A 21,294-nucleotide genomic window follows, 5' to 3' on the forward strand; every position below is an offset into this window, starting at 1 on the left:
TGGACCCGGCAGCCCGTTCAGCTCCCCGGCCGATTCGTGGGAAGCTCCAGCAGGAAAGTGGCCCGAATGCTCAACTGCCGTACGAACAAGACCAATACGGCATCAATGGGTGATCAGCCGTGGTCCAGGTACGCGAGCACCGCGAGGACGCGGCGGTTGTCGTCGTCCGAGGGCGGCAGGCCGAGCTTCCCGAAGATGTTCGAGGTGTGCTTGGCCACCGCCCGTTCCGTGATCACCAGCTGCGCGGCGATGGCGGTGTTGGAACGGCCCTGGGCCACCAGCTCCATCACCTCCCGCTCGCGCGGGGTGAGGCCCCCCATCGGCTTGTCCTGCGAACGCCGCGACAGGAGCTGGGAGATCACCTGCGGGTCCATCGCCGTGCCGCCCGCCGCCACCCGCCGTACGGCGTCGATGAACTGGTCGGCGTCGAAGACCCGGTCCTTGAGCAGATAGCCGATGCCCCCGTCGCCGTCGGCCAGCAGCTCCCGTGCGTACAGCTGCTCCACATGCTGGGAGAGCACCAGCACCGGCAGCCCCGGCCGCGCCCGCCGGGCGGCCAGGGCGCACTGCAGCCCCTCGTCCGTGTGGGACGGCGGGAGCCGTACGTCGACGACCGCGACATCCGGCTCCAGCTCGGCCAGGGCCTTGCTCAGTTCGGGCCCGGTCTCCACCGCCGCGGCGATCTCGAACCCGTACGCCTCCAGCATGCGCACCAGCCCGTCACGCAGCAGGAAGAGGTCTTCGGCTAGGACAACGCGCAAGGCAGCTCCATGGTGACCATGGTGGGGCCGCCCGCAGGGCTGCTGACGGCCAGGACGCCGTCGAATGTACCGAGCCGCCGTTCGATTCCGCTCAGCCCGGAGCCCGATCCGATCCGCGCGCCGCCCCCGCCGTTGTCCGTCACGGAGATCCGGAGCATCCCCTCGCCGTGGTGCAGGTCCACCCAGATCCGGTCGCCGCCGGCGTGCTTCACCGCATTGGTCAGGGCCTCGCTCACCGCGAAGTACGCCGCCGATTCCACCGACGCCTCCGCCCGCCCCGGCAGCTCCACCGTCACCTCCGTGGCGACCGGCAGCCGCAGCGCCAGCGCCTTCACCGCGTCGCCGAGACCCCGCTCGGCGAGGACCGGCGGGTGGATGCCCCGGACCAGGTCGCGCAGCTCGGTGAGCGCCTCCGCCGACGACTCCCGGGCCATGGCCAGCATCTTCTTCGCCTGCGCGGGGTCCTTCTCGATGAGCGCCTCGATCGTGCCCAGGTTCATCCCCATCGCGACCAGCCGCGCCTGCGCCCCGTCGTGCAGATCCCGCTCGATGCGCCGCAGCTCGGATGCGGCGGTGTCCACCGCCTCGTGCCGCGTCTCGGTGAGCCGGTCGACGCGCTGCGCCAGCGTCTGCTCCGGGGTCGGCGCCAGCAGCGGGCGGGCGATCAGGAAATGCAGCCGCAGCAGCGGCTCCGCGGCCTTCAGCCCGATCGCGAGGATCACGACCCCCAGCGCCAGCGCGGCCAGGGCCGTCCCCTGGCTGTCCACGGGCACGAACCCGTACCAGTAGGGGTCGTTCCGGAACACGTGCCACAGCCCCGCCGCCAGGACGAGCCCCTCCACCGGGTAGATCAGCAGGGCGGCGGCCAGCATCGCCACGACCGGCCCGACCGTCATGTCCACCAGCAGCCACTGCAGGTCCCGCCAGGTCGCCGGATCCTTCAGCAGCAGCGTGGTCCGCTCCACCTGCCCGGTGACACCCCCGCGCAGGTCCGGCGGGAACGGGCGGTACGGGGCCGATATCCGCACACCGGACCAGTCGGCCGCCCAGAACCGCCGCTGATTGGCATGGCGGCGCACCGCCTGGAGCACCACCGGGGTGGTGAACACCCCGATGCCCAGCAGGACGAAGGCGATCGAGACCACCGCGAGGACGAACAGGACGATGGAGACGGCCAGCCCGTAGACCGACAGGACGAGTCCTCGTCCCGCCGCCAGCATCGGCGGCCGTATCCGTGGAGCGAGTGCGTTCATCGTCGTCCCTCTTCCCTGGCAGGACCCGGACCGGCCCCGCCACGGATCAAGTCTCGCCCCCGCCGGCCCTGTCGCGGCAGCCGGTACACCACCCACCCGGGGGTGTAGCCAGCACCACCCCCGGACCTGGTCCCAGCCCCTGGTGAACGGGGGTTCCGACGGCTGGGGCGGACCGGCCCCGGTTCCTAGATTCGAAGCCTTCCGACGCTCAACTCATCCATCCCTGGGGGCGAATCCGCGTGAAGCGCGACAATACGAGGCGAGGCCGCGCGAGGCACAACCTCGCGGCACGCATCGGTGTGTGGAGCACACACCATCGCAAGACGGCCGTTCTCGGCTGGTTGGTCTTCGTCGTGCTCGCCGCGGGCATCGGCGGGGCGACCGGCATGGTCGAGATGTCCGACGCGGAGAACGGCGCCGGCGACTCCGCCCGCGCCGAACAGATCCTCCAGGACGCCGGCCTCGCCAAGCCCGCAGGCGAGCTGGTCATGGTCTCCGCCACCGCCCCCGGTGACTGGAAGGCGGCCGCCGGAGCCCTGGCCGACGCCGTACGCGACACCGGCGAAGTACGGGACCTGGCCGCTCCCGTCCCCTCCGAGGACGGCAGGGACGCCCTGATCACCTTCGCGATGCGGGGCGACGCACGGACCGCCCCGGACCGGGTCCAGCCGGTGCTGGACGCCGTCGCCGCCGTGGCGAAGGACCACAGGGACGTCGAGATCCACCAGTTCGGCGAGGCCAGTGCGGGCAAATGGCTCGGTGATCTGCTGGCCGACGACTTCCGGCGGGCCGAGTTCACCGCCGTACCGCTCGCCCTCGGCATCCTGCTCGTCGCCTTCGGCGCCGCGGTCGCCGCCCTGCTCCCGGTCGGCCTCGCCCTCACCGCGTGCCTGGCCGCCTTCGGCCTGCTCTCCCTCGCCAGCCACCAACTGCACCTGTTCCAGACGACGTACTCGGTGATGTTCCTGATGGGCTTCGCCGTCGGCGTCGACTACTGCCTCTTCTACCTGCGTCGCGAACGCGACGAGCGGGCGGCGGGCCGGGACGCCGAGACCGCCCTGCGGATCGCCGCCGCCACCAGCGGCCGGGCGGTGCTCGTCTCCGGCCTCACCGTGATGGTCGCGATGGGCGGCATGTTCCTCTCCGGGCTCCTGCTGTTCAAGGGGTTCGCCCTCGCCACGATCATCGTCGTGTTCATCGCCATGCTCGGCTCGGTGACCGTCCTGCCCGCCCTGCTCTCCTGGCTCGGCGACCGGGTGGACGCCGGGCGCGTCCCTCTGCTGAACCGGCGCGCGCGCCGCACCGGCCAGGGCAGCGGCCGCATCGTGGGCCGGGTGCTCGGCCCCGTGCTCGCCCGCCCCCGCCTCTTCGCCGTCGCCGCCACCGTCCTGCTCCTCGGCCTGGCCGCGCCCGCGCTCGGCATGAAGACCGAAACCCTCGGCCTGGAGAAGCAGTTCGGCTCCGACTCGCAGCTCTCCGTCGCCCACCGCACGATCACCGGGAGCTTCCCCGGCGGCCCCGCCCCCGCCCTGGTCGTCGTCAGGGCGGCGGACATCACCGCCCCGGACATCGGCAGGGCCCTCGCGGGCTTCGAGAACGTCACCGTCCACCGCGACCGGAACATCGCCGAGATCGAGGTCCCCCTCCCCGACGGCACCGCCGGCCTCACCGAACTCCGCGAGAAGCGGCTCCCCGCCGCCTTCGAAGGGACGGGAGCCGAGGCGTACGTCACGGGGGAGACCGCCGGGTCCGTCGACTTCAACGACCAGCTGCGGCGCGGCATCGTCCCGGTCTTCGCGTTCATCACCGCGGTGACCTTCCTGCTGATGCTGTTCTGCTTCCGGTCCTACGTCATCGCCGTCACGTCCATCGCCCTCAACCTGCTCTCCGTGGCCGCCTCCTACGGCGTCATGACCGCCGTCTTCCAGCACGGCTGGGGCGCCTCCCTGATCGGTTCGGAGGGGGTCGGCGCGATCGAGGCGTGGATGCCGCTCTTCGTCCTGGTGGTCCTGTTCGGCCTCTCCATGGACTACCACGTGTTCGTCGTCTCCCGGATCCGCGAGGCCCGCGGCGCCGGCCTGGACAACCGGGGAGCCATCGAGACCGGCATCCGCCGCACGGCCGGGGCGGTCACCGGGGCGGCCGCGATCATGGTGGCGGTCTTCGCCGTGTTCGGCACGCTCTCCATGCAGGACATGCAGCAGATGGGCGTCGGCCTCGCCGTGGCGGTACTGCTGGACGCCACCGTCGTACGGATGGTGCTCCTGCCCTCCGTGATGCTGCTCCTGGGCGAGCGCAACTGGCGTACACCGAGGGGCCTTTCGCGGCTGCCGAGCCTGGAGGGCGACGAGCCGGACCTGAGGGCGGACGCCACCCCCGTGACGCAGACGGTCTGACACACGGCGACGGCCCCGGGCCACGGTACGAGACCGTGGCCCGGGGCCGCCGGACGTGCGCAGGAGCAGGGATCAGGGCGTGTACTTGTACCCCACCCGGCGGACCGTCTGGATCGAACGGCGGTGCTCCGCACCGAGCTTGCGGCGCAGCCGGGCGACATGGACGTCGACGGTGCGCCCGTCGCCCACGTGCCCGTACCCCCACACCGTCGTCACCAGCTGGTCGCGGGTGTGCACCCGGTGCGGGTGCGCCACCAGGTGGGCCAGCAGCTCGAACTCCAGGTACGTGAGGTCCAGGGCGACCCCGTCGACGGAGGCCGTACGCCGGGTCGAGTCGATCCGGACCGGGCCGGGCGACGGCGCCGCCTCGACCGGCTCCTCCACCAGGTGCTGGCTGAAGGGGGTGCGGCCCTGCCGGTCCGGCTGCTGCCGGTGCTGGGAGGCGGCGACCGCACCGGCGAGCGCCGGCTGCTGGTCGGCCGGCACGAGCACCAGGTAACCGATCATCGGCGGCTGGCCGGGCAGGGCGGGAAGCGTGTGCTGGGGCGCGGGCAGCCAGGTCGCGCCCGGCGGCAGGAAGTCGGCCACATCGGAGAGCCGGGCGACCTCGTCACGGTCGACGGCGCGCAGACGGTGCCGGTTGGGGGAGAGGGAGCGGGCGGTGGGGTTGGCCGCAGCGGGCGCCGGGGAGGCTGCGGTGGCAGCGGAAGCGGCGGAGAAAGTACGGGTGTTCGCCATGGAGGGTCAGCTCTTTCGCGCGAGGAGTCGTCGAGGACGGACTTACGTCGTGCGCGCGGACCGAAGGCCGGGTGAGCGGCTTTAGAGGGCCTGCGCGTTCCACGCGCGGCAACACACCCGGTCGAAATCATGGTGCTGACGGGAAGGCCAGAACGGCTCAAGGTCGCTGCGACCCGACGCGATGTACTGGAAGCTGGCCATGGCTCCATTGAAGCAGACATTGCGGCTGTGCATCAGACTCCTCTCACCCGTCGATACGGCCTCTTGGCGTTACCTTCCTCACGCTGCGCTTTATCGCGCTCACTTTTCATTCCCCGCCTCCCGAACGAGCGGGGAAAAACACACGTAAGGGGCCCGCCGGTTCGCCGGCGGGCCCCTTACGTGCGTGCGGCGTCGGGATCAGACCTGGTCGGCCTTCTCCAGCGCGGTGCAGCAGGTGTCGACGATGAGCCGCGTGACGACGTACGGGTCGACGTTGGCGTTGGGACGGCGGTCCTCGATGTACCCCTTCTGGTCCTGCTCGACCTGCCAGGGGATACGGACCGAGGCGCCGCGGTCGGAGACGCCGTAGCTGTACTCGTTCCACGGGGCGGTCTCGTGCAGACCGGTGAGCCGGTCGTCGATGCCCGCGCCGTAGTTCTTCACGTGGTCCAGCGGCTTGGAACCCTCACCCAGCGACTCGCACGCGGTGATGATCGCCTCGTAGCCCTCGCGCATCGCCCTGGTGGAGAAGTTGGTGTGCGCGCCCGCGCCGTTCCAGTCGCCCTTGACGGGCTTCGGGTCCAGCGTCGCGGAGACGTTGAAGTCCTCGGCGGTGCGGTAGAGCAGCCAACGGGCCACCCACAGCTGGTCGGAGACCTCCAGCGGGGAGAGCGGGCCCACCTGGAACTCCCACTGGCCCGGCATGACCTCGGCGTTGATGCCGGAGATCCCGAGCCCGGCGGCCAGGCAGTTGTCGAGGTGCTTCTCCACGATCTCGCGGCCGAAGATCTCGTCCGCGCCGACACCGCAGTAGTAGCCGCCCTGGGCGGCCGGGAAGCCGCCCTCGGGGAAGCCGAGCGGCCGGTGGCCGTCGAAGAAGGTGTACTCCTGCTCGATGCCGAAGATCGGGGCCTGGCCCTCGAACTGCTCGGCGACCGGACGGAGCGTGGCCCGGGTGTTCGACTCGTGCGGCGTCATGTCGATGTTGAAGACCTCGCACAGAACGAGGATGTCGTCACCGCCGCGGATTGGGTCCGGGCAGGTGAAGACGGGCTTCAGCACCCGGTCGGAGGCGTGGCCCTCGGCCTGGTTGGTGCTGGAGCCGTCGAATCCCCAGATGGGCAGGTCCGCGACGTCCTGCGACGGCGTGCCGTCCATGATCTTCGTCTTGGAACGAAGCTTCGCGGTCGGCTCGGTGCCGTCTATCCAGATGTACTCAGCCTTGAACGTCACGGACGCCATCCTTTGCGGGTGCAGCGGTCTATGCCGCGCAGCTTGGCAAGACGCCATTTCCCGTCCGTTGCCCGAGTGTGAACCCCGTGTTACCGAGGTTCCCTGCGTTAAAAGGGCGCCTTGTAGGGGCTCGTCATACTTGCGTTTCACCCGCTCATACGTCGGCGCGAGCCCTCATATGCCGACGCGAGCCCTCATACGTTGCCCTTGAGGAGCTCCGAGAACCCGGCGGCGCGGATCCGCCGCACCAGCTCCTCCCGGCTCGACCCCAGCACCCCGGCCGCCCGGGACAGCTCCCAGTCGGCGCCCGCGAGGACGTGCAGCAGATAGCCGCGCCGGATCTGGGCGTCGGAGAGCCGGAACGTCTTGAGGTAGGCGACCCGCCCCTTGTGGTCGGTGATCGTCTCCCCGATGTGCTGCCCGCTCCCGTCCCGGACGAACGGCGGCAGGAACCGCCACAGCGTGAACGACCCCATCCGGTACACCCGGTCGAAGCCGTACGAGGAATCCAGCAGCTCCCGCGCGAACAGGGCCTCGTGCGCCTCCTCCCACGCCCGCTCCTGCCCCCGCGCCGCCGCCCGCAGATCAGCGAGCGTACGGATGTGCGAACCGTCCCCGAGGTGCGCCCCGAACTCCGCCACCGGGGCCCCGTACAGCGCGTACTGGTGCACCAGCTCCCCGTACAGGTCCTCCACCAGCGAGGCGTGCAGCAGCCGGTAGTCCTCCGGGTGCGGCACCACGAACGCGGCGGCGAGCGCGTCGGAGACGTACACCATCACCCCGCACTGGTCCGGGTGGATCTCGAAGATCCGCAGCGCGTCCCCGAGCCCGCGCACCGACCACCCCAGGTACGCGTCCTCCGCCCGCGGCGAGAGCCCGTCGCGCAGCGCCCGGCGCGACCACTCCTCCCAGGCGGTCGAAGGGCCGCCGAAGTGCAGCGCGAGGTAACCCTCAAGGGCCAGGTGCAGCGGCAGGAACCGCAGTCGGTCGCCGGGGCGCCGCTTGGCCATCCGGTGGTGCGCGGGCCGGGGCAGCCGGACGGTACGCGGCGCGTCCTGCCCGCCGCCGAGATGCGTCCCGTACGCGGCGGACTGCCTGCCGGAGCCCGGCACTCCGCTCTCCTCGCCCGACGACCAGTCGGCGACCAGCCCATGGGGGATGTACGAGACGTAGTGGTTACGGGGCCCGAGCTCCACGAGCCCCGCTCCGAGACCCTCGTACACCTCCCGGTGCAGCCGGAGGCCCTCCACCGGTGCCTCACGCACCAGCGGTACCAGCCGGACGCCGCCCCACACCTGCGCGGGCCGGGTGGTGAGCCCGGTGAGGTCCAGCCGGTTCACGACACGGTCTCCTTCTCTCCCAGGAACAGCGCCACCCGCCGGTCCAGATACGCGTGCAGCTCCGCCGCCCCGGTCCGGCCCTCCGCGAACCGGGCGATCTCCACCAGCGCGGGCAGATCCTCCGCGTCCCGGATCCCGGCCGTCGGAACCCCCGCCGCGAGCCGCCGCACGTCGAAACCGTCCGCGTCGTATACGGGGTTCACATGCACCACAGCCGTCCGCCGCCCCGGGTCCAGCCGCTTCCGCCACACCCGCAGCACCTCACCCGCAAGACCCGCCGGGGCGTTGTCCCAGCCGTCCGACACGATCACCAGCCGGTCCGGGGCCGCGCCACCCGGCCCGGGCTCCAGCGCGTCCAGGACCCGCATCCCCAGCGGGGTCGGCCCCCACGGACGTACGAGAAGGGCATCGCCCCGGCCCGAGGTCCACAGCCCCCGGTACGCGCCCGGGGCGGCGAGCGCCTCCAGCAGGTGATGGCAGGCCAGGGCCACGGCAAGCGGCCGCCGCCGCTTCTGCCCCGACCCGGAGGAGGAGAAGCTGTCGTCCAGCACCGCGTGCACCCGCCCCCAGCTCCCGGCGTGCCCGCCCGCGGCCCGGCGTGCGGCCGTGCGCAGGGCACCGGTCAGCTCGGTGCGGCGGGCGGCGCGCTGTTCGAAGGGGAGCGAGAGCACGTACAGCGCCAGCCGGGTCAGGGGCATCACGGTCAGATCGATCTCCGGCCGCTGAGTCACGGAGTGGGTGCGCAGCCGCTCCAGCCGCGTCATCCGGGGCGCCGCCCGCTTCAGGAACACCTCGCGCTTCATCCCGTGCCGGGCCGCGAACCCCTCCGCGACGGTGAACGGCAGCTCGGCCATGGCTCCCTGCTCGTAGTGGGCGCGCCGCCAGGCGTCCAGCAGCCGGTGCTCGTAGCGCGGCAGCCGCCCGGGCCGGAACAGGAACGCCCCGACCTCGGCCAGCGGCTCGGCCCCCTCGGGGCAGCGCAGATGGATGTGCCGGGCGGCCGCCTTCACCCCGCCGCGGTACTTCACCGCGTCGTGCCCCAGATCCGGCCGGGCCGCCAGCCAGTCCCGCATGATCGCCCGGGTGCGCCGGTTGTTGATCCCGGCCCGGCGCACCTCCCCGAAGAGCCGGTAGACCCGCTGCGGCGGCAGCAGCGCCAGCCGGGCGGCGATCAGCCGGCCCTCGGTGCGCCGCTCCTCGGCGCTCGCCTCGCCCGAGGTCTCCAGCAGACCGAGCACGATGCGGAGGGCGTTGTGGTCGTTGATGTCCAGGGCCAGCGAAGAGGCGTACACACGACGGTAATTGACCCGTACATACGCGTGGAGAAAGTCCAGGGAAAGCTGCTGGCCGACGGCGTCCGAACGGAACTCGCGCTGTCCGGTGGCAGTGATCGCGGCGTTCACGAAGAGCAGGACGTCTTCGGCGGCGACGAGATCGGCAGGAGTCTCGGACGTGTTCATGAACTTCCCCCGGAGAGACTGCGGACGCCGGCCGGGGAATGGAGGCGCGAACAACGAAATCATCGCTTCACAGGCAAGTCCCGGTAGTCGCAGCCGAAGTCCCGCGGCCGGCCCGGGAAACGTAACGGGCCAGGGCCACCCGCCGCCACCGCATTCCGCACGGGCACCCGGCCCATGACGTCCGGCACCGGGCACACCACTTGCCGTGACGGCGACCGGCGCCGGGCACACCACTTGCCGTGATGACGTCCGGCGCCGGGCACACCACCTGCCGTAACGGCGACCGGCACCGGGCACACTGGCTCCCATGACGACACCCGCCGACACCTCCACCACCGCTTCCACCCCCACCGCCCCCCTGCGCATCGGCCTCCTCGGCACCGGCCCCTGGGCGCGCAACACCCAGGCACCCGCGCTCGCCGCCCACCCCGGCGTCGAGCTGAGCGGGGTGTGGGGCCGCCGGGCGGAGGCGGCGGAGACCCTTGCGACCGCTCACGGAACCCGGGCGTACACCGGGGAGGCGGGGATCGATGCCCTCCTGGAGACGAGCGACGCGGTGGCCTTCGCGCTGCCGCCCGACATCCAGGCCCCGCTCGCGGTCCGGGCGGCGGAGGCGGGCTGCCACATCCTGATGGACAAGCCGGTCGCCACGACGGTCGAGGGGGCCCGGGCGGTCGCCGATGCCGTCGCGAAGGCGGAGGTCGCCTCGGTCGTGTTCTGCACGCTCCGCTTCGCACCCGAGACGGCCGCGTGGATCGCCGAACAGGCCTCGGTGGGCGGCTGGTTCACCGCCCGTGCCCTGTGGCTCGGATCGCTCTACGCCGAGGGTTCGGACAGCGAGTACGCGGACTCCCCGTGGCGGCGCGAGAAGGGCGGCCTGTGGGACGTCGGCCCGCACGCGCTCTCGGTGCTCATCCCCGTCCTCGGCGAGGTCACGGAGCTGACCGCCGCCCGCGGCCCCGCCGACACCACCCACCTGATCCTGCGCCACACCTCCGGGGCCTCCAGCACGGTCACCCTCGGCCTGAGCGCCCCACCGGCCGCTGCGGGCATGGACATCGAGCTGCGGGGCGAGCACGGGACGGCCACGATCCCGGGGTGGGACGGCGCGGAGGCCGCGTTCCGGGGAGCGGTGGACGCGCTGTCCGAAGCGGTACGTACGGGCGTGCCGCACGCCTGCGACGCCCGCTTCGGCCTCCACCTCACGGAGCTGCTGGCGCGGGCGGAGGCGCAGGCGGACCGGACGTAGGGGTCACCCTGGCGGGAGGGCCCGGCACAGGGCCTCCAGCGCCTCCGGGTAGGCGTGTTCGGCGGGGGTCGCGTACCCCACGACGAGCCCGTCCCGCCCGTCCGCCGCCCGCTCAGCCCCCGGGTGCCGGTAGTCGGCGAGCCCCTCCACCGCGAGCCCCTGCCAGGCCGCCGCCCGCACCACCGAACGCTCGGTGCCGGGCGGCAGCTCCACCACCGCGTGCAGCCCCGCCGCGATCCCGGTGACCCGGACGTGCGGGGCCCGCCGCTCCAGGGCCGCCACCAACTGGTCCCGGCGCCGCCGGTGGCGCTGGCGCATCCGGCGTACATGACGGTCGTACGCGCCCGAGTCGACGAAGTCCGCGAGCGTCAGCTGATCGGTGGCGCTGGAGAACTGCTCACGCTCGCCCTTCGCCGCGACGACCGGCGTTACCAGCCGCTCGGGCAGCACCATCCAGCCGAGCCGCAGGGCGGGGGAGAGGCTCTTGCTCACAGACCCCAGCAGCACCACATGCTCGGGATCGAGCCCCTGGACGGCTCCCACGGGCTGCCGGTCGTAGCGGAACTCCCCGTCGTAGTCGTCCTCCACGACGAGCCCGCCCGTGGACCGCGCCCAGTCGGCCGCCGCCGCCCGCCGTGCGGGATGCAGCGGCCCGCCGGTCGGGAACTGGTGGGCGGGCGTGAGGAGTACGGCCCGGTCGCGGCGGGTCAGTTCACCGACCCGGGCACCGTCCCCGTCCACGCCCACCGGCCGGGTACCGACCCCGTGCGAGGCGAGCAGCCCGCGGTGGAACGGCAGCCCGTACGCCTCCGCCGCCCACGGTCCGCCCACCACCTCCGCCAGCAGCCGCAGCCCGTGCGCGGCGCCCGAGCAGAGCACGATGCGCTCCGGCGAGGCCCGCACCCCGCGGACCCGGGCCAGATAGCCGGCCATCGCCCGCCGCAGCTCGGGCCGCCCGTGCGGATCGCCGGGCCCGAACGCGTCGTTGGGGGCCGCGGCGAGTGCCCGCCGTGCGGAGGCCAGCCAGGCGGTCCGGGGGAAGGCCGAGGGGTCCGGCTGCCCCTGGACCAGGTCGTGGACCGGGCGGGAGGGGCGCTCCGGGGTGCGCGGTCGGTGGGCGGGCGTCACGGGCGCGGCCCGCTCGGCGACCCGGGTGCCCGAGCCCTGGCGGGCGGCGAGCCACCCCTCCGCGACCAGCTCCGCGTAGGCGTCGGCGACGGTGTTGCGGGCGAGGCCGAGGTCGGCGGCGAGGGAACGGTAGGGCGGCAGCCGGGTCCCGGGGGCGAGCCGCCCGCTGCGGACGGCCTCGCGGAGGGCACCCATCAGGACGGCCCGGCGGTTGCCGGTGCCGGCGAGCTCCAGCGGCAGATCACTGCCGAGGACCTCCGCTGAATTGACCCATGAATCCATCACCGAAATGCACCCCACTACCGGTCGCCCGTCGCCATAGATTCGTACCCATGAAGACGACAGAGATCAAGCCGCAGAACCGCACCGCCACCCCCGCCCCCACCGCCCGGCTCAATTTCGCGAAGGCGGCCCCGAAGGTCTTCCGGGCCGTGATCGGCCTGGACGCGGCGGCCCGCGAGGGGCTGGACCCGACGCTGGTCGAGCTGGTCCAGATCCGCTCCTCGCACCTGAACCACTGCGCGTACTGCCTCCACATGCACACGACGGACGCGCGGAAGGCCGGGGAGAGCGAGGAGCGGCTGCACATGGTCGCGGTGTGGCAGGAGGCGGCCCACTTCTTCACGGAGAAGGAACAGGCCGCCCTGGCCCTGACCGACGCGGTCACCCGGATCGCGGACGCGGGCGTCCCTGACGCGGTCTACAACCAGGCGGCCGCCCACTTCGACGACGAGGAGCTGGCCCAACTCCTCGCCCTGATCCTCACCATCAACACCTGGAACCGCATCGCCCTCGCGACGGCTAAGCGCGCGGGCACGGACGAACGCTGACGCCCCCGGCCCCCACCGGCTACCGGCGCCCCAACGCGTCCCGCACGGCTTCCTCACTCCGCGCCACAACGGCCGTGCCGTCCTCGGCGGTGATGATGGGCCGCTGGATCAGCTTGGGATGCTGGGACAGGGCGACGATCCACCGCTCCCGCGAAGAGGCTTCCCGCGGCCACTCCTTGAGCCCGAGCTCCTTGGCCACCGCTTCTTGCGTCCGCGTGATGTCCCACGGCTCAAGGCCCAGCCGGTCCAGGACGGCCCGGATCTCCTCGGGCGAGGGCACGTCCTCCAGGTAGCGCCGCACGGTGTAGTCGGCCCCTTCGGCGTCGAGCAGACTCACCGCGCTGCGGCACTTGGAACAGGCCGGATTGATCCAGATCTCCATGGGGCCAAGGTTACGCGAGGGACTGCCGAAAACGCCTCTGGCCAGGGGCGATTGTCAGTGGGGGGCAGTAAAATAGAGGGAGTTCGTAAGGGTTCCACCACCCTGCCAGGAGGATGCCGATGGCCGTTGCCGCAGCCACGACCGAGCCGCTCGACCGACAGCTCCCGATGCCCTTCCACCCGCCGCTTCCCGCCCCTCCGGCGAAGAAGCGACTGCCCGCGGGCCGCCCCCGCGAGTGGTACGTCTCGCACAACCGCCGCCTCAAGGCCATGCGCCTGGCGATCGCCCTGCTCGACAGCGGGGTCTACCAGCCGGCCAGCGCCGGAAACCACAAGATACGGACGACCGCCGAGCGCCTGGGCATGCACCCGCCGTCCGACACCACGTGCCGCATGGTCCGCGCCCTGATCCGCTACGGCCGCTGACTCGACCGCCCACCCGCTGACAGCCCTGTGCCCCGGTCCGAACACGGCCCGGGGCACAGGCATGGAAGCGTCCGGCCCGTCCGTAGAGTGATCGGCATGCCGTCCTCCGTACACATCCTCGCCTGCCGGCCGTTGACGCGTGGTGCGGTCGCGGAGTTCGTCGCCCTCCCAACCGGCCCGCCCGTCGGGGACGACTTCGAGGCCGTCGACGTGGAACTGGCGCGACGCGGATGGGTCTGGGAGGAGGAACGGGTCAGCGGCTCCTTCATCACCGGCTACGGGCACGTGCTGTGCTCCGACGGCAGAAACCCGTTCGGACACCCCCAGGGCCGGAGCTTCCTCGTGTTCGGCGAGGTGTACCCCGCCCAAGAGCGTGACGAGCACATGACCGGCGAGCCCTGGCTGCTCGAGAACATGGACCTCTGGACCCGGACTCCGGGCTGGGAGCGCTACGAGGCGTGCTCCGACCAGGACTGCGAAGCCCTCCTCACCCGGGCCGCGCGAGCCGTCACCCAGCACCTGGGCACCCCACCCGAGCGGACCGTGCTGTCGGACGCGGCGGTGGTCGCCGGCCCCGCGATGACGCACCGCATCTGGCGCACCCCCACCCACGCCCTGATCCTCGGCCCGGCGGCTGACAACGGCCCCTACGGCTACCTCACACACCTCCAGCTGTCCTGCACGCCCCTCGGCTGCGCGCCGGAACTGCCTCCCGCAGTCGACGGGGACGCGTTGACCGAATGGATCACCGCGCACGTCGACTGGTGACCGCCCGCCAAACGCTGGCTACTCGGCTGTATTCCGTACGACTGCCACCGCCACCGGGTACCTCGTCCGGTGAGGTGCGCATGATCTCGGTGGCGCGGCTGAACCAAGTCGACATGGGCCACACCGTCGCGGCCTGGGCGGACACGGCAACGGCATATCCCTCGGCGCCGCACTGCTGATCTGGCTGCCCCGCCTGGCGGGCGGGGCTAGCCGAGCGGTCCCGCCCCGCCCCGAGAGCGAACGGCCCTGGAGGGTCCGGGACCGCCCCGCCCGGCTAGGCCACCGGGACTGCCACCTGGCGGGCCGGAGGAAGAAGGCGTCGGAAAAGGCGCCGAGCGTTGGTGCCTGTTGCCTCTAATGTGACCGGATGACGACCGAGGCGATCACGCCGAAGAACGGACCCGGACCTGCCCAGCGCCGCCATGCCGGGGGAGCACGATGAGCGACCTGTGGACCGGCGAGAGGGTACGCCTGCGGGGCATCGAACCGGCGGACTGGGAGGGCTTCCGGGCCCTGGCCCTGCACACCGTGGACGCCCGCAACGCCGACGTGGTCGAGCCCCCGCGCTCGGACGCGAGCTTCCGCGCCTGGGCCACCGAACGCGCCGGCCGCTCCCCGAACCCCGCCGCATACCACCTGGTCATCGAGACCCGCTTCGAGCACGCCTTCGTCGGCGCGGTATCGGTCGGCGAGACGGACCCCAGGGCGGGCCGCTTCCGCACGGGCATCGAGGTCACCCGGGAACACCGCCGCCAGGGCTACGCAGCCGAGGCCACCGAACTGGTCCTCACCTACATGTTCGCCGAACAGCGCAGCCACAAGTGCGAGGTGGAGGTCTACGCCTTCAACGACGCCTCCCTGGCCCTCTACCGCAGCCTCGGCTTCGTGGAGGAGGGCCGCCTGCGCCAGCACGAGTTCTTCGCGGGCGCCTACCACGACGTGGTCCTGCTGGGCATCACGGCGGACGAGTACTGGGCGGGGAGGGCGCGGCCTTCGCTGCGGTGAGGTCGAGCCGGCTTCCAGTCGCCGGGGGCCGGAGTCAGCCGAAATGAGCCTGCCATAGGCTGCTCGTGGTCTCAAGATCCCGTACGCGGTCCGCAACGATTGGCAGAGGCGAGGTCTGGCCATGGCCGCTGCCCTGACCTGCTACAAGAAGCTCGCACAACTTGCCACGTGACACACCTTCTAAGAGCCCTCATAGTTATCGCACGCCAGCTGCATCGAGGCGACGCAACAACAGCGAAGCCAGGGCCAGATAGTCCAGCGCCTCATCCGGAGTATCGCCGATGTCTATTTCGTGGCCGCGTGGGTTGCGGATTCCTGTCGCCGCTCCTGCGAAGATAGATTTGTATCCCCGCTGTTCGTCGATTTCGGACTCGGTCGCGAGGTCTGTAAGCTTAATTTTGGCATTATTTTCGTTGAAGGCCTCCATCATCAACGCGTAGCCAGTCTTGTTCTGTAGCCTGGAGATTCGCTTAACCTCCTTCTCGATAAACTTGAACGCCTCGAATACAGATTGCTCCCCATACCCATCGTCGAAGAGGGCGCGCACTTTCCTCGGTAGGTCTGGGTGAATGTTCCGGGTCTCGAATGGATGTGGTTCTTCCTGGTTCAGGTTCTCGGCAAGGTTGTGGGGAATGGGCCTATGAGGTTCCAGCTCCGCGTTGCTTGACCGTGCGAGGCGTTCGAACCGGTCCAGTGGCACGCTCATGACATCAAGTGCTTCTTGATGCTCGCGAAGATAGCGTCGTAAGTTGCCCCATCGCCACCGGATGGCAAATTGACCTCGATACGCACTGTCAATCCCACTTCATGCCCACCTTGGGCCTTTTCTGGGCTGCCAGTGTCACCTGCCTCATTAGGAGCAGGGAACGGAGGTGTATCGTTCCGTTTCGGTGTCGACCTCTTAGATGTCTTCTTGCGTGCGTTGTCTGAGGCGGCGGTGGGTTTCTTGATCGCGTTAGCGCGGGCAGGAAGACTGCCGTTGCCAGCTAGTACGGCGAGGGTCCGGAATGTTGACGCCTGACGTTTACCTACCAGCTCCGAGGTTTTGTCGGCGGCTCGGAACCAGTGAATCAAATTCTCCCGCTCGACCTGCAGTGCGTCATTCATGTCATCGAAGAGTCGCGAGTAGGCCGTGCGTATGGCTCTCTCTAGGCCGGACTGGAAGCCGTCCGCGTTGGTATAGAGATAATCACTCTGCTCGTCAATTCGGTTGCCGTCCTCGTCGATGATGCCGAGGAATCGAAGCACCGCTATGACGTACGATTCATTGGCGGGTGCGATATTAAACCGACGTAGGTAGTCCGCGTCGATATTCGAGGGGACCGACTTGCGCAACTGCTCGAACACCTGAACGATTGCGCCTGGGCTGGAAGTGTATGGGTAGCTCGACATTGAGTTCCTCCCCTGAGCTTCGGCGTCCATGGCGCCAGACGTAACCGGGGAGCGAGCATACCGAGTGAAGTGCGTATGTGAACCCAACCTTGCACTTTTCGTCTTAAGGGTTGTCCCGCAAAGATCTTGGCTCCGAGCACGGTGTCGCCGGAAGAGTTGGCGAGGTGCTCAACTGGTGGTTCGAGAGGTGTCCAGGAACCGGGCGAAGTCGGCGAGCGAGTGGAAGTCGTTCTCCCGTAGGCCGATCCGCGGGTTGACGTGGTGCAGGAGCCCCGCGCCTTGGTGGTGAGCGGTCACGAAGGTCTGATCCAGCTCACTCTGCTCGTCGTCCACCCATGCGAAAGGACGGCCGCCTGCGTAATCCACCAGCGGCCCGGTCTTCCAGTGGACCCCATCAGGGCGCTCTCGGAGTAGGGCGTCGCCGAAGTCCACAAAGGGAAGTTCTGGAAGGCCCAGGACAGGTGCGATCCACCGGTTGGCGTCGTCCATCCATGTGGTCGCCCAGCACAGCTCGAAGCCGAGCTGGAGCAGGAATCGTCCATGCTCCGGGTTGAGCCAGACCCGCAGGGGCCGTCGGGACGAGAGCCCTCTGTCGTCCTGATGCGCGTCGTCCTGGGGGACTCTGAGTGTCGTGTAGCCGTCGGGACGCCTCTCTGCCTTGGCCGCGTAAGGGTTGAGCGGCCCGTCCACGTCAAGGAACAGCAGTGGTCGGTTCACGGTTTCCCCCGGGTCTTGCGCACTGTGGACTGCCCCGATCAGCGTATCTGTGGGATTGCCTCGGCACGGGTCGGCCTGACTGATGATCATGATGTGGCGAGTGTGATCACGGCATCGGAGCCGTCCTAATCCGGTAGTAGCGACAGCCCAAGAGACGTACGCCCGGGCTGTTCGAGCGGCAGAGGTTGGCCGCGATGGCGGTCACGTGAGTGTCGGGCTGACGCCTTGAGTCGTCCGGGGACTTGATCCCTATATCGAGAGCGGTGATGCCCGACGCTCTCGTGACCGCCACCATCGTCAACACTGCCCGCTTGATCACTCGTTGGTGTCTGTGGTGCGAGCCCGCTGCATGGTGACCCCTCGTGATGCCCGAGCCGCTTCAGCTCCAACGCAGACCGGGGCCCGTGCGGTGAGCTGGTGCCACGAACAGCTGCTGAGGTGGCGGACCGGCCTCGTGTCGAGTCCTTGGATTAGGTCGCTGCGTGGTTCCGCATGAGCTCGTGACCCGTACAAACACCCGAGCACGGGAAGGGGAAAGATCTTGATCTACTGCGGCATCGACTGGGCGGAGAAGACACACGACGTCGCCCTGGTCGACGACAGCGGCCAGTTACTGGCCAAGCGGCACATCACCGATGACGCCGCTGGCTACAAGATCCTGCTGGATCTGCTCGCCGAGTACGGCGACACGGAGGAACACCCAATCCCGGTCGCGATCGAGACATCCCGGGGCCTGCTGGTGGCGGTGCTGCGGAGCGGCAAACGGCAGGTGTTCGCGATCAACCCGATGGCCGCCGCCCGCTACCGCGACCGGCACTCCGTCTCCCGCAAGAAGTCCGACCCCGGCGACGCCCTCGTCCTCGCTAACGTGCTCCGCACCGACATGCACGCCCACCGGCCGCTTCCCCAGGACAGCGACCTGGCCCGCGCCGTCGCCGTCCTCGCCCGCGCTCAGCAGGACGCCACCTGGAACCGCCAGCAAATCGCCAACCAGCTCCGTTCCCTGCTGCGCGAGTACTACCCAGCCGCTCTCGCGGCCGTCGAATCCTGGAAGAACGGGCTCTGCCGCCCTGAGGCCCACCAGCTCCTCAAGCTGGCCCCGACACCGGCCAAGGCCGCTCGCCTCACGCGCACGCAGCTACAGGCCGCGCTCAAGCGGGCCGGTCGTCAGCGGGGCATCGCCGCCGATGCCGAGCGGCTGCGTGAGGTCCTGCGAACCGAGTGGGCCCACCAGCCGCAGCTGGTCGAAGACGCGCTCGGCAAGCAAATGCTCGCCCTCCTGATTCAGCTGGAGGCCGCCTGCACGGCCGCCGACAACCTTGCTGAGGCGGTCGAAGAGGCGTTCCCTCAGCACCCGGACGCTGAGATCATCCTCAGCTTCCCCGGCCTCGGCACACAGCTCGGCGCCCGGGTGCTCGCCGAGCTCGGCGACGACCGGAAACGGTTCGCCGACGCCCGCGGCCTGAAGGCATACGCCGGTGCCTCGCCCATCACGCGGGCCTCCGGCAAGAAGTCCAGCATCACCCGACGCTGGGTGAAGAACGACCGCCTCAATGCCGCCGGCTACCTCTGGGCGTTCTCCGCGATCACCGCCTCGCCGGGCGCCAAGGCTCACTACCGGCGACGACGCGACAACCATGCAGACTGGCACGCCGCCGCCCAGCGCAACCTCTTCAACCGCATGATCGGGCAGCTCTACCACTGCCTCCAGAATCGAGAACTCTTCGATGAGGAGTCCGCGTTCCCCGCACCGCCTGACGTCGCGGTCAGCGCGGCTTGACTGGCAACACCTCGTGCACCCAGGCAGGCAGCTCAGGGTCTTCGCGCCAGGACGCAGTGATCGTGATGAGGGCTTCCCACGAGGCTTCGGCTCCGGATCCAGGGCGAACTGCCGCAAGCTCGGCATACAGCCGACTGCACAGGTGGGAGGTGACTTCGTAGAGGGCCCCGTTGACCTCCGCCACTCGCGCCAGAGCGGATCCCGGGGCGTGAGGCGGTTCTCCATTGAGTCGGATGGTGGGGACCGCGGCAGCGTATGTCCGTCCGTGGATGAAGTCCCGCAACGCGACCACTTGGTCCCAAGTGGGCAAAGGGCGATGGGCGGGGGCCGAGTCAGTCATCCGGCAAGGCTATCCACGAGCTCACCGTTGTTCGAGGGCGTGGCCCGAGACCGTCTACTGGCCGGGGGACCGCACCCAGGGAGCGAAGCGCTGATCGGGGCCTGCATCCTCGCGCCAGTACCGCAGGACGGTTTCCTGGACGAGGTCGAGCCGCTCTGCGGCGATGAGGCACGAGACCGGCTCCTGCCCACCAGCGTCGGCCTCGAAGGCGACCACGACGGCCGGCTCCTCGCCGAGCTGACGAGTGACTTTCAGGAGCTCGTCCAGCGTCGGTGTGCGGAAGACCGGATCGTGAAAGGCGGACGGGCAGCTGGCGAAGAACGGATCGCCGAAGACCAGCTCCAGGCTGTGGTAGTAGGACAGGTCGTGGCCGGCGGCAAGCCTGAGTTGCCCGCCATCCCAGGCGACGACGTCCCAGTCCCACCAGGACCCTTCAGGGAGCTGGATCGCAGCATGCGGTCGTTCGACGTGCACCCTCGGCCCCTCACCCCGTTCGAACAGTTCGACAGGCTACACAACGGCCTGAGGCCCGCAGCTTGACGAGTTGGGACCCTGAGGTGTCTGGATATCCCCGTTCGCGGGGCTGAGCCCGCATTCGGCAAACTGCTGACCACGCTGCGGCGCGATGGAGCAGATGGGGTCCACAGAGGGCGGCCGTGGAGTCTGTCGTTGGAGGACCGGGTGTTTCTGGTCACGGCTTACTGGCGCACCAATCTGACGTTGCGGCAACTCGCTCCGCTGTTCGGCGTTTCGAAGTCGACGGCCGGCCGAGTCATCAACCACTTGGGCCCCCTGCTCGCTCTCCAGCCCCGCAAGCGGTTCGCCAAGGACACCGTGCTCATCGTGGACGGCACGTTGGTCACTCACGGTTCGCTCATGCTCACTGAACATCACGCGGGGACGGGTCGTTCGATGGATTCGCAAGGCGAAGAGATCACTGTCGGCCAAGCGGCCGAGGACTTCGCGGCAGAAGTTGCCCGCTGGCGCGAGGTGCGCAGCATGTCCAAACGGGCTTTGGCCAGGGCGATGGGGTTCGACCCGTCCTATGTCAGCCATGTGGAGTCGGGCCGCCACAAGTCCAGCGAGGACTTTGCCCGGCTGGCCGACGAAGCACTGAACGCGGGCAAGGCCATCTGGCGACGATGGCGTGGATACGAGAAGGCACGGGCACATGCCGACCCCACGTCTTCAACCCCGCCAGCTCCCCGCCGACCCGAACAGCCATACGCAACCGAATCCGCCCTCGTCGTCGAACACGACGCGGCCTCACTCCACTACGACGGTCGCTCCTACCGACTCACCATGCGCCGATTACTGCGGAACACCGGCACCGAGCCGGTCGCCCGCTACCTGATCCGCATCTCTGTCGATCGATACCCCGATGACCCCGGCGACCCCGAGCAATCCAACGCCCACTACCGAGCGCACCCTCTGACCTGGGATGAACTCGATCTCACCGCCACCTGCCGAGGCGAGGAGATGCGGTGGCAGGCGAAGCACGATCGCGACGCCTTCAAGGAAGTCTGGCTGCTCTTCGACAACGAACACGGTCGCTTTCCTCTCTACCCGGGCGAATCCGTCTGGATCGAGTACGCCTACACCGTGGGCCATGAGAAGTGGGGCAACTGGTTCCAGCGGGCCGTGCGTCTGCCCACCGAGCAACTCGAAGTCCAACTGGTCTTCCCGGCTGCTCTCGACCCCGTCGTCTGGGGCACCGAGACATCCATGACCGCCGAAGCCTCGCCGTTGCGTACCCCGCCCATCCGCGGTGACGCCGGTGAACAGCGGACGTTCACGTGGATCACGACCACACCCGCGCTGCATGCTCGGTACCGTCTGGAATGGCGGTTCCGGGCACAGCCCGAACCCGATTCGGACCAAGGAGAGTTCAGGTGA

19 protein-coding genes and 2 pseudogenes are annotated in these 21,294 nt (G+C 69.9%); 9 read left to right on the forward strand and 12 right to left on the reverse strand.

Annotation, left to right across the window (positions count from 1 at the left end):
- Nucleotides 1-113: 113 nt before the first annotated feature.
- Nucleotides 114-761, reverse strand: a complete 648-nt coding sequence (locus IE264_RS04180) for a LuxR C-terminal-related transcriptional regulator (RefSeq protein ID WP_015608119.1) — start codon at nt 759-761, stop codon at nt 114-116.
- Nucleotides 746-2,014: a sensor histidine kinase gene (locus IE264_RS04185; protein ID WP_032752948.1), complete on the reverse strand. Its 1,269-nt coding sequence runs from the start codon at nt 2,012-2,014 to the stop codon at nt 746-748. Before IE264_RS04185 ends, IE264_RS04180 begins: the two co-directional genes overlap by 16 nt.
- A gap of 299 nt (nt 2,015-2,313) precedes the next feature.
- On the opposite strand from IE264_RS04185, the gene IE264_RS04190 reads away from it, so the two are divergent.
- Nucleotides 2,314-4,410, forward strand: coding sequence for an MMPL family transporter (locus IE264_RS04190; protein WP_032752947.1), 2,097 nt, complete (start codon nt 2,314-2,316; stop codon nt 4,408-4,410).
- A 72-nt stretch (nt 4,411-4,482) separates the two neighbouring features.
- On the opposite strand, the gene IE264_RS04195 is transcribed toward IE264_RS04190, so the two are convergent.
- The 4 genes from IE264_RS04195 to IE264_RS04210 form a co-directional block, all read right to left on the reverse strand.
- The gene (locus IE264_RS04195) at nt 4,483-5,148 is read right to left on the reverse strand and encodes a winged helix-turn-helix domain-containing protein (RefSeq protein ID WP_015608116.1); all 666 of its coding nucleotides are present in this window, start codon (nt 5,146-5,148) and stop codon (nt 4,483-4,485) included.
- A gap of 399 nt (nt 5,149-5,547) precedes the next feature.
- Nucleotides 5,548-6,582: a glutamine synthetase gene (gene glnII / locus IE264_RS04200; protein WP_032752946.1), complete on the reverse strand. Its 1,035-nt coding sequence runs from the start codon at nt 6,580-6,582 to the stop codon at nt 5,548-5,550.
- Between the two features lie 194 nt (nt 6,583-6,776).
- Complete coding sequence (locus IE264_RS04205; RefSeq protein WP_032752944.1) at nt 6,777-7,922, reverse strand: ARPP-2 domain-containing protein; 1,146 nt, start codon at nt 7,920-7,922, stop codon at nt 6,777-6,779.
- On the reverse strand, nt 7,919-9,382 hold the full coding sequence (locus tag IE264_RS04210; RefSeq protein ID WP_032752943.1) for a hypothetical protein: 1,464 nt from the start codon (nt 9,380-9,382) through the stop codon (nt 7,919-7,921). Before IE264_RS04210 ends, IE264_RS04205 begins: the two co-directional genes overlap by 4 nt.
- Before the next feature lie 307 nt (nt 9,383-9,689).
- Between IE264_RS04210 and IE264_RS04215 the strand changes: the two genes are divergently transcribed.
- Nucleotides 9,690-10,631, forward strand: a complete 942-nt coding sequence (locus tag IE264_RS04215; protein WP_032752942.1) for a Gfo/Idh/MocA family protein — start codon at nt 9,690-9,692, stop codon at nt 10,629-10,631.
- A gap of 3 nt (nt 10,632-10,634) precedes the next feature.
- On the opposite strand, the gene pdxR is transcribed toward IE264_RS04215, so the two are convergent.
- On the reverse strand, nt 10,635-12,041 hold the full coding sequence (pdxR, locus tag IE264_RS04220) for a MocR-like pyridoxine biosynthesis transcription factor PdxR (protein ID WP_032752941.1): 1,407 nt from the start codon (nt 12,039-12,041) through the stop codon (nt 10,635-10,637).
- Between the two features lie 50 nt (nt 12,042-12,091).
- Here pdxR and IE264_RS04225 point away from each other — a divergent pair, with 50 nt between their 5' ends.
- Nucleotides 12,092-12,589, forward strand: coding sequence for a carboxymuconolactone decarboxylase family protein (locus IE264_RS04225; protein WP_032752940.1), 498 nt, complete (start codon nt 12,092-12,094; stop codon nt 12,587-12,589).
- A 19-nt stretch (nt 12,590-12,608) separates the two neighbouring features.
- Here IE264_RS04225 and IE264_RS04230 read toward each other — a convergent pair whose 3' ends face one another.
- Nucleotides 12,609-12,971, reverse strand: a complete 363-nt coding sequence (locus tag IE264_RS04230) for an ArsC/Spx/MgsR family protein (RefSeq protein ID WP_032752939.1) — start codon at nt 12,969-12,971, stop codon at nt 12,609-12,611.
- Nucleotides 12,972-13,090: 119 nt separating this feature from the next.
- Here IE264_RS04230 and IE264_RS04235 point away from each other — a divergent pair, with 119 nt between their 5' ends.
- The 3 genes from IE264_RS04235 (at nt 13,091) to IE264_RS04245 (ending at nt 15,169) form a co-directional block, all read left to right on the forward strand.
- Complete coding sequence (locus IE264_RS04235) at nt 13,091-13,396, forward strand: hypothetical protein (protein WP_015608107.1); 306 nt, start codon at nt 13,091-13,093, stop codon at nt 13,394-13,396.
- A 96-nt stretch (nt 13,397-13,492) separates the two neighbouring features.
- Complete coding sequence (locus tag IE264_RS04240; protein ID WP_229887378.1) at nt 13,493-14,164, forward strand: hypothetical protein; 672 nt, start codon at nt 13,493-13,495, stop codon at nt 14,162-14,164.
- 438 nt (nt 14,165-14,602) lie between these two features.
- Nucleotides 14,603-15,169 carry a GNAT family N-acetyltransferase gene (locus IE264_RS04245; protein ID WP_032752938.1) on the forward strand — a complete coding sequence of 189 codons (567 nt, stop codon included), beginning with the start codon at nt 14,603-14,605 and terminating at the stop codon, nt 15,167-15,169.
- Between the two features lie 196 nt (nt 15,170-15,365).
- Here the strand turns inward: IE264_RS04245 and IE264_RS04250 are convergent, their stop codons facing one another.
- The 3 genes from IE264_RS04250 to IE264_RS04260 all read right to left on the reverse strand — a co-directional run bounded on the left by IE264_RS04250 (nt 15,366) and on the right by IE264_RS04260 (nt 17,278).
- Nucleotides 15,366-15,875, reverse strand: coding sequence for a TIGR02391 family protein (locus tag IE264_RS04250; protein ID WP_032752937.1), 510 nt, complete (start codon nt 15,873-15,875; stop codon nt 15,366-15,368).
- Nucleotides 15,872-16,591 carry a DUF5343 domain-containing protein gene (locus tag IE264_RS04255; RefSeq protein ID WP_158706479.1) on the reverse strand — a complete coding sequence of 240 codons (720 nt, stop codon included), beginning with the start codon at nt 16,589-16,591 and terminating at the stop codon, nt 15,872-15,874. Before IE264_RS04255 ends, IE264_RS04250 begins: the two co-directional genes overlap by 4 nt.
- 138 nt (nt 16,592-16,729) lie before the next feature.
- The gene (locus IE264_RS04260; protein WP_032752936.1) at nt 16,730-17,278 is read right to left on the reverse strand and encodes a hypothetical protein; all 549 of its coding nucleotides are present in this window, start codon (nt 17,276-17,278) and stop codon (nt 16,730-16,732) included.
- A 541-nt stretch (nt 17,279-17,819) separates the two neighbouring features.
- Here IE264_RS04260 and IE264_RS04265 point away from each other — a divergent pair.
- Nucleotides 17,820-19,058 carry an IS110 family RNA-guided transposase gene (locus IE264_RS04265; protein WP_032752934.1) on the forward strand — a complete coding sequence of 413 codons (1,239 nt, stop codon included), beginning with the start codon at nt 17,820-17,822 and terminating at the stop codon, nt 19,056-19,058.
- A 394-nt stretch (nt 19,059-19,452) separates the two neighbouring features.
- Here IE264_RS04265 and IE264_RS04270 read toward each other — a convergent pair whose 3' ends face one another.
- Nucleotides 19,453-19,872 carry a hypothetical protein gene (locus IE264_RS04270; protein ID WP_051821628.1) on the reverse strand — a complete coding sequence of 140 codons (420 nt, stop codon included), beginning with the start codon at nt 19,870-19,872 and terminating at the stop codon, nt 19,453-19,455.
- Nucleotides 19,873-19,963: 91 nt separating this feature from the next.
- Here IE264_RS04270 and IE264_RS04275 point away from each other — a divergent pair.
- A pseudogene (locus IE264_RS04275) lies at nt 19,964-20,259 on the forward strand (helix-turn-helix domain-containing protein); the annotation flags it as partial.
- 156 nt (nt 20,260-20,415) lie between these two features.
- Nucleotides 20,416-21,294 (forward strand): annotated as a pseudogene (locus tag IE264_RS04280) (helix-turn-helix domain-containing protein); the annotation flags it as partial.

Origin of the sequence: Streptomyces microflavus (assembly GCF_014650075.1) — a bacterium.
In the GTDB taxonomy this organism is placed as follows: Bacteria; Actinomycetota; Actinomycetes; order Streptomycetales; family Streptomycetaceae; genus Streptomyces; species Streptomyces microflavus.

What these genes read in the sequence shown, in the direction of transcription:
- IE264_RS04185 (WP_032752948.1), bottom strand. Translation starts at nt 2,014, where the DNA reads ATGAACGCACTCGCTCCACGGATACGGCCGCCGATGCTGGCGGCGGGA.
- IE264_RS04195 (WP_015608116.1), bottom strand. Translation starts at nt 5,148, where the DNA reads ATGGCGAACACCCGTACTTTCTCCGCCGCTTCCGCTGCCACCGCAGCC.
- IE264_RS04210 (WP_032752943.1), bottom strand. Translation starts at nt 9,382, where the DNA reads ATGAACACGTCCGAGACTCCTGCCGATCTCGTCGCCGCCGAAGACGTC.
- IE264_RS04215 (WP_032752942.1), top strand. Translation starts at nt 9,690, where the DNA reads ATGACGACACCCGCCGACACCTCCACCACCGCTTCCACCCCCACCGCC.
- pdxR (WP_032752941.1), bottom strand. Translation starts at nt 12,041, where the DNA reads ATGGATTCATGGGTCAATTCAGCGGAGGTCCTCGGCAGTGATCTGCCG.
- IE264_RS04225 (WP_032752940.1), top strand. Translation starts at nt 12,092, where the DNA reads ATGAAGACGACAGAGATCAAGCCGCAGAACCGCACCGCCACCCCCGCC.
- IE264_RS04230 (WP_032752939.1), bottom strand. Translation starts at nt 12,971, where the DNA reads ATGGAGATCTGGATCAATCCGGCCTGTTCCAAGTGCCGCAGCGCGGTG.
- IE264_RS04235 (WP_015608107.1), top strand. Translation starts at nt 13,091, where the DNA reads ATGGCCGTTGCCGCAGCCACGACCGAGCCGCTCGACCGACAGCTCCCG.
- IE264_RS04240 (WP_229887378.1), top strand. Translation starts at nt 13,493, where the DNA reads ATGCCGTCCTCCGTACACATCCTCGCCTGCCGGCCGTTGACGCGTGGT.
- IE264_RS04245 (WP_032752938.1), top strand. Translation starts at nt 14,603, where the DNA reads ATGAGCGACCTGTGGACCGGCGAGAGGGTACGCCTGCGGGGCATCGAA.
- IE264_RS04250 (WP_032752937.1), bottom strand. Translation starts at nt 15,875, where the DNA reads ATGAGCGTGCCACTGGACCGGTTCGAACGCCTCGCACGGTCAAGCAAC.
- IE264_RS04255 (WP_158706479.1), bottom strand. Translation starts at nt 16,591, where the DNA reads ATGGACGCCGAAGCTCAGGGGAGGAACTCAATGTCGAGCTACCCATAC.